Below are 9,406 nucleotides of genomic sequence, written 5' to 3' on the forward strand. Positions count from 1 at the left end.
CCACGCAGCACCGCATCAAGGAGCCCTTCCTACATAAAGCTCCTCTCTGCGTTCGTGACACACGCCCACATAAGCCCAAAACCCACATTCGGTGGATCATGAACGGGTGTTTCCCCTGGTGAGGGGCGACCCGGGATGTCGAGAGCACTCCAGGGCGCATGTACCGGACAAGGGATTGTTATCCGGTACATGGCCGTCGCCAAAGTGTCGGCGACCTGCGGGTTCACCGGAACGGTCGCCGCGCGACTCGGGTGCGTTATCCGGTACATCAGCAGCCCAGCAAGATCGAATGTGGGTTTTGGGCTTATGTGGGCCGGACCCCCCTGACGGCGTCCTTCTCGCCGGGTAGCCCCGATGCAGCGATGCATCGGGGCTACCCGGCGAGAAGACCCCCGGGCCAAGGGAGGCAGGCCATCACGAAGCACGAAAGCGTCAGTTCCCGTCCGATGTGTTTCGACTTCCGACTACCGGCGTTGATGCCGCCGATCTGACGGCATGTGTTTGGCACGCATAGTCAACAGGTGGGCGCTCAGAGGCAATGGCATCCGGCCGAACGTCTGTGATCCTTATTCAGGAGATCGCACAAAGCAACCGAGGGGCACGAGGCGACGCCACGGAGGTGCCACTCGCCGGGGGCCGAGCGGACTCACTCCCGCGCCGGCAGGAAGCGAGCGGCGACTCCCGCCGGAAGCTGATCGTCAAGAGACGGAGCAACGAATGAACACAGTGACACGTCGAGTCGCAGCGGTGGTGCTCGCGGCCGGAGTCGTCGCCGGTACGGGTGCCGTGAGCGCGCCGGCGGCCAGCGCCATGGCCTGTGACGTACAGATCGGCGTAACGCACAAGAGCGGGAACTACATCGTCGGCTACGGCAGCCTCAGCGGCTGCCCCAGCACGTCGATCGCGACGCTGTCCATCCAGCGGAGGAACGGCACGGGAGGCTGGGACACCCGAGCGACGGGAACCGCGCACCAGGGCTACGACACCTACATCCGGTACAACTGCAGCGGCACCGGGACGCAGACCTGGCGGACGACCATCAACGGCAAGACGATCGGCGGGAGTTACAAGTTCAAGGAATCCAACCACCTGCGCGTCTACTGCGGCTGACCAGGCCTCCTCGGGGTCCCAGTAGTAACCGCCGAAAATTGGGCGGATCTAGCTGAGTAGGCTTCTGAGCTTGATATCTGTGGGCCTGCCAGACCTCGATCGCCGCGGCCCTGCTGCCGGTCGCGGCGATCGAGGTCTGGCAGGCCCACCTGGCCGCGCAAGAAGCCGAGCAGCGGCGCCGGGCCGAGGAGATCGCGCTCGGCGAGCGCAGGCCGGCCGGATCGCGCGGCGCGGTGTGCCGGGGCTGTCGCGGCTCGTTCATGCACGTGGTCTTCACCGGCCCGGTCGTCATCGCGCTCGTCAACACTGCCGACCCGTCTGCGGGTGTGCAGGCGGCCGTGGTCGACACCGACCCGGCGATGGCCGAGAAGGTGGCGTTCGTGCGCTGCGCTTCGTGCTGGGAGCCGATGGGAGACCGGCCTCGTGAGCATGGCGCCCCGGCCTACCGCGCGGCCGTCGACATCGCCGAGAACGCCTCTTGGAGCGACGTGGCATGGGAGGCAACCAACCCCTACGTCGTCGCTGAACACGAGATGGGGCGGGCCTCGCGCATCGTGCTCGCCCACGACCTGGCCCGTGGCACAGTGCGCCGGGTCACCTGGTGGGAATGGCTGACCGGCATCACCGATGAGGAACGCGAGCAGCTGCGCCGCCAGCTCGACGACGACGGCTTCTGACCACTAGCCGCGTCCGCTGCCGGCACCGTCACGTCGCATCGAGGCGGGCCAGTAGCGCTGCGGCGGCCGCCGCAGCGCGGCCGCCTTATTGGCCCCGTTCCCCTGGCCGCGGACCGGTGTGTTCGGCCCGTGAGGAACAAGTCCGCGAGATCCGGCGGTAAGGGCCCTCGTTGTGGGCTATTCAGGCAGGTCTGCGATCATGTCGCCGTGATCAGCCAGGGGCTGGAGGGCTACGGCCGGTTCGGGTCGCTGTCGCGGGTGGAACTGGAGCGGTTCTTCCATCTCGATGACGAGGATCGGCGGCTGATCGGCAAACGACGTGGTGATCACTCGCGCCTGGGCTTCGCCCTCCAGGTCGTCACGGTTCGGTACCTGGGCATGTTCCTGGCCGATCCGTTGGACGTGCCGGTCGAGCTGGTGGACTACCTGGCCGAGCAGCTGGGCATCGAGGACCCGTCCTGCGTCAAGCAGTACACCGAACGGGAGAAGACCAAGCTCGAACACGCCTGGGAAATTCAGCAGGAGTACGGGCTGAGCTCGTTCGCCGCAGTGGAGTCCGAGCTGTCCGCGTGGATCGCCGACCAGGCATGGGTGACCGGGGACGGGCCGAAGGCGATCCTGGAGGGTGCGATCGCGTGGCTGCGGGACCGGCAAGCGCTGCTGCCCGGCATCACCACACTGGAGCGGTTGGTCGCCGAGGGACGGCAGGCCGCCGACCCGCCGGCACCCACACCCCACGCTCGGCCCGCTGGCATACCCGGCAGAAGAACGACCGCTCACTTTCCTGGTGGCCACCGCGAGTGGCGGCCAGACCGCCGCGGCGGCGCGAGGCCGGAACCAGATGCTGCTCGTCGGTACTCACGGCAGCCCAGCCTGCCAGAGCAGTCCCGTCACCGAGCGCAGCAGAAGCAACGAGCGGCAGTGTCGGTTCCCATATGAAGTGATCCGGGGTAGGGCTCCGGCCTGAGGTGGATCAGCTTGCGTGGAACACAGGAATGCTCGTTTGTCTCAACCCATCTGAGATTTCCCGATGGCGGAACGACCGACAGCGTTGGGATCTACCCCTGTGGGGCCATCGGGGCGAAGCCGAGATCGGCCAGCGCGGCCGCGCCGCGGGCGGCGTGGTCGCCGCCGGCGAGCACCAGGGTCCGCGCCGACTGATAGCGGCAGCCGGCGGTGTCGAACGCATCTGCCGTGGCGAGCAACCGCTCCTGGTCATTGTCTAGCAGCGCTTGAGCCCGCTCCACGATGGCAGTGGCGACCGGGTTGCCGGCCACGACGGTCCGAGCCTCGGCCAGACGGTCGCCGGCATCGGAGCTCCTGGCGAGCACGGCAGTTTCGGCGCGCAGCGCCACGTACCAGTGAAGCCAGATCCAGGTGACCCATTGCCACACCTCGCCGGGCTCAGGCGCCAGCCGCTCCAGCGCCTGCGGTGCCTGCCCACGGTGGAGCAGGAGCATCGCGTCGAAGATCGCCCCGTAGCCGTAGGTATTCCCCGGTGAGGGGTCGAGCTGATTCAGCGCCGCGCTCCATTCGCGCCAGGCATCCTGGTCCTCGCGTAGGCCGTGGATCATCGCCACTGCGGCCGCCGGCGGGCCGAGGACGGATCTGGCGGGGCTGCCGGCCTGCTGCCACGCGTCGAGGAACCGGACGCTGCCGGTGAGTATCTCCTCGACGTTGCCCGCCATCGCGTCGGCCACAAGGAGCCAGCTCGTGGCACGATGGCCGACTTCCGCCAGCAGCGGTTGATCCGCGAGTTGCCGTGCCCACCGGCGGGCACCCGGCAGGTCGCCGGTGCCGAGGCTGGCCTCGGTGACCTCACCAAGCGCCTCGATCAGCTCGTGGGTACCGGCCGGGGTACCCGGTGTGGACGAGAGCAGCGTGATCCGGCGCCGGGCCGTGCCGGCGGCGGCGAACGTGTCACCGGCCCAGCTCTGGGCGCAGGTGAGCGTATCGAGCGCGGCGGACTCGGCGAGCGGGTCACCCGTGCGGTGAGCGAGTTCGACCGCTCGTTCGGCGCGTGCGATCGTCATGGGAACCGCGTTGTCGTTCAGGCCCGGTGCGGCACCGATCTCGGTGAGCGCCCGCCCGGCCTCGGCCAGCGCCACCGCGCCCTGGGCGGCCGGGTCGTCGCCGGCCAGCTCCCGCGCCTGGATGATGAGCGCGATCGCCTCTTCCTGTGGCAGCTTCCGGACGAACTTGCCGGAGAACCGGTAGGCGTTGGCGGCGGCGGTCGCCAGGTCACAGGCGGCGCCGGCGGTGTCGCCGGACCGGCGGGCGGCGTCCGCGGCCGCGCGGTGCAGGCGGTACATGTCATCACCATGCATCCGGCAGCCGGCCACGGCCGCGGCATGCCGGAGCATCGACGCGCCGGCGGCGGGGTCGTCGGCGAGCGCGGCGGCCTGCTCATAGCGCCCCTGGGACTCGCCAATCAGATGACGGGCGAAGGTCAGCTCCGCCAGGTGCCGGGCGAGGCGGTACGCGTCCGTGCGCTGTTCCGGCCGGTCAGCCGCCCACGCCAGGGCCGCGCGCAGATCGTCCGCCACCGCGTCGAACCGGGCCCGCCAGTCCGCTCGTACCACCGCCAGCTCGGCGGCCTCGGCCAGGCACCAGCGAACGTGGCGGGATCGAGCGTCGACCAGCTCACCGGCCTCGGCCAGCCGCTCCACCCCGTACTGGCGGATGGTCTCCAACGCCCGGTACTCGGTCCCGCCCGGGGACGCCGTCACCACCAGCAGGCTCTGTTCGGCCAGCCGGGCCAATCCCTCGGCGACAATGCCTTCCTCGGACCCGGCTACCCCCGCAGCAGCAGCAGCGGTGAACGGTGCCACGAACACCGACACCTGGCGCAGCAGCGCCCGGTCGGCCGGTTCCAGCAAAGCATGGCTCCAGTCCAGAGCCCCCCGCACCGAACGGTGCCGCTCATCGGCACGGGAGCCGCCGGTCAGCATCCGCAGCGGATGGGACAGGGCGGCGTTGATGCCGTCCAGCCCGAGTGTGGAACACCGGGCGGCGGCCAGCTCGATCGCCAGCGCCATCCCATCCAGCCGCTCACAGATCGAGGCGATCTGATCGCGCAGTGCGGGATCCAGCGACCGGCCCACCGCCGCCGCCCGCTCCCTGAACAACGCGACCGCGTCGGACTCACCGTCGACAGACAGCGACAGCGGCGGGACCGGATACACCCGTTCGAACGGCACCATCAGCCGTGCCTGGCTGGTCGCCAGCACCGTCACCCGAGGGCACGTCGCCAGCAGCCGCTCGAGAAACAGCGCCACCCCGTCCACCATGTGCTCACAATTGTCCAGCACCAGCAGCGCATGACGGTCGGCCAGCGCGGCGACCACGGATTCGGTCATGTCGCGGCCGGGCTGCTCACCGAGGCCGAGCGCCCCGGCGACCGCAGTCGCGATCATGCCCGAATCGGCGACCGGAACCAGGTCGACGAACCACACCCCATCGGCGTACTCGCCGGCTGCTTCCGCGGCCACTGCCAACGCCAGCCGGGTCTTGCCCACTCCGCCGGAACCAACCGCGGTCACCTGACGGTGTGCCTTGATCAGCTCGGCCAGCTCGGCCCGCTCGCTCACCCGGCCGACGAACGAGGTCAGCAAGGCCGGCAGAACCGGTGCCGGGTGCGACGGGCCGACGCCAGCCGGCTCGGACGCGCGGCGGGCGAGCGCCCGCCGATCCGGCACCTCCAGCTTGCGCAGCAGCGAGGAGACGTGACTCTCCACGGTACGCACCGAGATGCACAGCCGTGCCCCGATCTCGGCGTTGCTGAGATGGGCCCCGACCAGTTCCAGCACCTCGGCTTCCCGAGGCGAGATGTCCGCTGCTGCAATCACTGTCACATATTGCCGCATCCCCTCCGTGCTCTCATCCGTAGTGGCCACTGTGCGCGATCCGTGCCGTCGATCCGTGAGCGGTTCCGTGGTCACCACGGATGCCGGCCGGGCAGGCCGAAAGCAAAGCTGTGAACACGCAAACAGCGGGTCGATGAGACCCACAACCACAGGAGTGACCATGACCGGCTCTTTCACCCAGGGAATCAAGACCGTGCTGCACCCCGTGTCCGACCTGGCGAAGGCCAAGGCGGTGTATGCGGCCCTGCTCGGTATCTCGCCGCAGACCGACTCGTCCTACTACGTCGGCTTCGAAGTTGAGGGCCAGCACATCGGGCTGGTGCCGGGCGGTGGACCGCAGGGCATGACCTCACCGGTGGCCTACTGGCACGTGCCGGACATCGAGGCGAAGCTGGCCGAGGTGACCGCCGCGGGGGCCACCGTACAGGAGGCCGCGCACGAGGTCGGCGGCGGCCGCCTGGTGGCCACCGTCACCGACCCCGACGGCAACGTCCTGGGGCTCCTGCAGGACCGTTGAGCGCCGCCTACCCCTGCCATGTCCGCCGCGTAGCGGCCGCCGATAAGACGACAAACCCACCTCACTCAAAGGATCTGCCATGACCTCCTTCGAATCCGTCACCCTGGAAGTTCCCGACCCCACGGCCGCGGACGCCTTCTACAACGCCTTCGGTCTGGGCTCATACGTGAACGTCCGCGCCTCGGATGCGCCAACGGCCGGCTTCCGTGGGTTCGCGCTGTCACTCGTGGTGTCGCAGCCGGGCAACGTCGACGCCCTCATCGGCGCCGCCCTCGACGCCGGCGCCACGACGCTGAAGCCCGCCACGAAGGGGTTCTGGGGCTACGGCGGCGTCGTCCGCGCTCCGGACGGGACGATCTGCAAGGTCGCGACCTCGAAGAAGAAGGACACCGGCCCTGCCGCCCGGCGCATCGACCAGGTCGCGCTCCTGTTGGGAGTGGCGGACGTCAAGGCGAGCAAGCGGTTCTACGTCGACCGCGGCCTGGCCGTGGCCAAAAGCTTCGGCGGCAAGTACGTCGAGTTCGACACCCCGTCGTCGACCGTCACGCTGGCGCTCTACCCGCGCCGCGCCCTCGCCAAGGACACCGGCCTCTCCCAGGAGGGCACCGGATCACACCGGATCGTGATCGGCAGCGATGCCGGGCCCTTCACCGACCCCGACGGGTTCGTCTGGGAGGTCGCATCCGTCTGAGGCAGGCGGCGAGACGACCTCGACAGCATCATCACGCAGGTACAGGCCGGTGGTGCCGAGGTCCTCCAGAGAACCGACAGCGCAGCCGTACGGCGTTCGCGACCGCGGCGCCCGCGATCCCACGGGCAACTCAACGAGCCGCCGCTGGTTTCGCATCCCCCGCGCCGCATTCAGGCTCGACGCAAGGAGAGCGAACCGCCCGACCGCGAGCTGATGCGCGACGGCAGCTGAGCTGGTTGGTCTGACGCCTCGACCGGACACGCCGCCTGCCCGAGGCTTCACGCTCCGGTGGCACCGCTCCCGAACAGAGGACCATAAGGTCCCTTCCCAAGATCCCGAAAATCAAGATCCTCAAGGAGAAAATCCGCCATGAGCAACACCGAAAGCAGCACCTACCAGGGATTCACGGCCGAGGAGCGGGCCGCAATGAAGGACCACGCCCAAGAGCAGAAGAAGGCAGCGCGCCGCAGCTCACGTGCGGACAAGGCGGCGCAGGACCAGCGGGACGTACTCGCGAAGATCGCCGAAATGCAGGAATCGGACCGGATCATGGCTGAGCGCGTCCATGCCGTCATCACCGCCAGCGCCCCGGCCCTCGCGCCCAAGCTCTGGTATGGGATGCCCGCCTACGCGCTGGACGGCAAAATCGTCTGCCACTTCCAGAGCGTGGCCAAGTTCAAGACACGCTACGCGACGCTCGGGTTCAGCGACCAGGCGAACCTGGACGACGGCACGATGTGGGCTGCCGGTTTCGCCCTGACCGAGGTGACGGCCGAAGTGGAGGCGCGGATCAGTGCGCTGGTGAAGCAGGCGGTGAGCTGAGGCGCGCCCAGGAATGTGCGCACTAAATTGGGTAAGCAACAGTTGGGGCTTCCCCCATGAACGCGAACACCGATTTCAGGCGGCAGGCTATCTGCCATCATCTCGTAGGCGATCGGGCTGAGCTGGCCGAGGCGAGAGTGCCGTCGGATTGTGTTGTATCGGGTGATCCAGCGGAAGACGGCCAGGCGGGCGGTGCGGGCGTCGGGCCAGTGGTGCGCGCCCTGTAGCGTCTCGCGTTTGAGGGTGGCATTGAAGGACTCGGCCGCCGCGTTGTCGGCGCTGGTGCCGACCGCTCCGCGTGAGCGGGTGACGCCGAGCCGGCGACAGATGCGGGCGAACTCCCGTGAGCAGTACTGCGCCCCGTTGTCGCTGTGAAACACCGCGCCGTCCAGGCGGCCGCCCCGGGTGTGCGCCGCAGCTTGAAGCGCGTCGACGACGAGCTCGGTGCGCATGTGGTCGGCGATCGACCAGCCCGCCAGCCGGCGCGAGTACAGATCCACGACCGTGGCCAGGTAGAGGAACCGGCCGCCGCCGACGGGCAGGTAGGTGATGTCGCCGACGTAGCGGGTGTTCGGTCCAGCGGCGGTGAAGTCGCGCTGGATCAGGTCCGCCACCGGTGCCGCGTCCGGCTCACCGATGGTGGTGCGGACCTTCTTGCGCAGGCGCAGCCCGGCGATGCCGTGCTCGCGCATCACCCGCTCCAGCCGCTTGTGGTTGACCTTCACCCCGGCCGCGCGCAGTTCGGCCGTCATCCGGGGCGAGCCGTAGGTGCCGTCATGCTCGGCGTGGATCCGTCGCATCCGCTCGGCCAGTTGCTCGGTCGGCCTGGCGGCGGGCCGGCCGCGCTGTGGCACCCTTCAGCCATCGGTAGAAGCCCGAGCGTGGCACCTGCCAATACCCGGCACAACCGCTTCACCCCGTAGAGCGCCTTGTGATCGTCAACGAACTGGAAGCGGTTCAGGGCGCGTAAGGAAATTACTGCTTGTTTTGATCTCGCGCCAGTGAGTGAAGTGATACATGGGCTCTCGTGGGGATTTCGCTGCAGGTCCTGATGGTGCTGGATGTGAAGTTCACCGCGCTGCTTCCGCATCTGGACGAGCGGCAACGCCGCTTGTATCTGGCCTCGGAGGCTGAAGCACTGGGGCATGGAGGGATCGCGGCCGTAGCCCGGCTGGCGGAGGTCTCGGAGTCGACGGTCGCGCGGGGACGGGCTGAACTCGCGGACGCGACGGCGTTGCCGGGACGGGCGCGCCGATCGGGCGCGGGCCGCAAACCGGCTGACGAACGTGATCCGGGCTTGGTCGCGGTTCTGGAGTCGTTGATCGAGCCGCGGGAGATGGGGGATCCGGTCTCCCCGTTGCGGTGGACCACCGCGTCACTGCGGGATCTGTCCCGGGAACTGGCTGAGGCCGGGCATCCGGTCAGCGCGCCAGTAGTGAGCAGGCTGCTGCGCCGGATGGGGTTCAGCCTGCAGGGTATGGCCAAGAGACGGGCCGGCAGCCAGGTGCCCGACCGCGATGCACAGTTTCGGCAGATCAACACGGCTGCGCAGGAGTTCCTGGCGCGCGGTCTTCCGGTAGTGAGCGTGGATGCCAAGAAGAAGGAGCCGATCGGGGAGTTCGCGCGGCCCGGCAGCAGCTACCGGCCTAGTAGTACTTCGTTAAGTTAGTTCGGGTGGGTGGTGTTCCGGCCGGGGCGAGACGGGTATGTCGCGGCGGCAGGT

General features: G+C 68.7%; 7 protein-coding genes and 2 pseudogenes. 7 read left to right on the plus strand and 2 right to left on the minus strand.

Going from position 1 to position 9,406, the window contains the following annotated elements; all coding sequences use genetic code 11:
- Window positions 1-717 precede the first annotated feature (717 nt).
- The 3 genes from ACSDR0_RS47760 to ACSDR0_RS47770 all read left to right on the plus strand — a co-directional run bounded on the left by ACSDR0_RS47760 (window position 718) and on the right by ACSDR0_RS47770 (window position 2,726).
- Window positions 718-1,110, plus strand: coding sequence for a hypothetical protein (locus tag ACSDR0_RS47760; protein WP_435295634.1), 393 nt, complete (start codon window positions 718-720; stop codon window positions 1,108-1,110).
- Window positions 1,111-1,370: 260 nt separating this feature from the next.
- A complete protein-coding gene (locus ACSDR0_RS47765) occupies window positions 1,371-1,787 on the plus strand; it encodes a hypothetical protein (protein WP_435295635.1) in 417 nt (138 codons plus the stop codon).
- A 207-nt stretch (window positions 1,788-1,994) separates the two neighbouring features.
- Complete coding sequence (locus ACSDR0_RS47770) at window positions 1,995-2,726, plus strand: DUF4158 domain-containing protein (RefSeq protein WP_435295636.1); 732 nt, start codon at window positions 1,995-1,997, stop codon at window positions 2,724-2,726.
- Window positions 2,727-2,845: 119 nt separating this feature from the next.
- Here the strand turns inward: ACSDR0_RS47770 and ACSDR0_RS47775 are convergent, their stop codons facing one another.
- Entirely contained in the window at window positions 2,846-5,653 is a 2,808-nt protein-coding gene (locus ACSDR0_RS47775; RefSeq protein WP_435295637.1) for an ATP-binding protein, read from the minus strand.
- 160 nt (window positions 5,654-5,813) lie between these two features.
- Between ACSDR0_RS47775 and ACSDR0_RS47780 the strand changes: the two genes are divergently transcribed.
- From ACSDR0_RS47780 to ACSDR0_RS47790, 3 genes are all read left to right on the plus strand, one after another.
- Window positions 5,814-6,170, plus strand: coding sequence for a VOC family protein (locus tag ACSDR0_RS47780; RefSeq protein ID WP_435295638.1), 357 nt, complete (start codon window positions 5,814-5,816; stop codon window positions 6,168-6,170).
- A 79-nt stretch (window positions 6,171-6,249) separates the two neighbouring features.
- Window positions 6,250-6,861 (plus strand): glyoxalase, encoded by a 612-nt coding sequence (locus ACSDR0_RS47785; RefSeq protein ID WP_435295639.1) that lies wholly within the window; start codon window positions 6,250-6,252, stop codon window positions 6,859-6,861.
- 369 nt (window positions 6,862-7,230) lie between these two features.
- Window positions 7,231-7,683 (plus strand): iron chaperone, encoded by a 453-nt coding sequence (locus ACSDR0_RS47790; RefSeq protein ID WP_435295640.1) that lies wholly within the window; start codon window positions 7,231-7,233, stop codon window positions 7,681-7,683.
- A gap of 83 nt (window positions 7,684-7,766) precedes the next feature.
- Here ACSDR0_RS47790 and ACSDR0_RS47795 read toward each other — a convergent pair.
- Window positions 7,767-8,644, minus strand: a pseudogene (locus ACSDR0_RS47795) (IS3 family transposase); the annotation flags it as partial.
- 66 nt (window positions 8,645-8,710) lie between these two features.
- Here ACSDR0_RS47795 and ACSDR0_RS47800 point away from each other — a divergent pair.
- A pseudogene (locus ACSDR0_RS47800) lies at window positions 8,711-9,349 on the plus strand (ISAzo13 family transposase); the annotation flags it as partial.
- Between the last annotated feature and the right edge of the window lie 57 nt (window positions 9,350-9,406).

The organism is Streptosporangium sp. G11 (genome assembly GCF_051192615.1).
Classification (GTDB): Bacteria; Actinomycetota; Actinomycetes; order Streptosporangiales; family Streptosporangiaceae; genus Streptosporangium.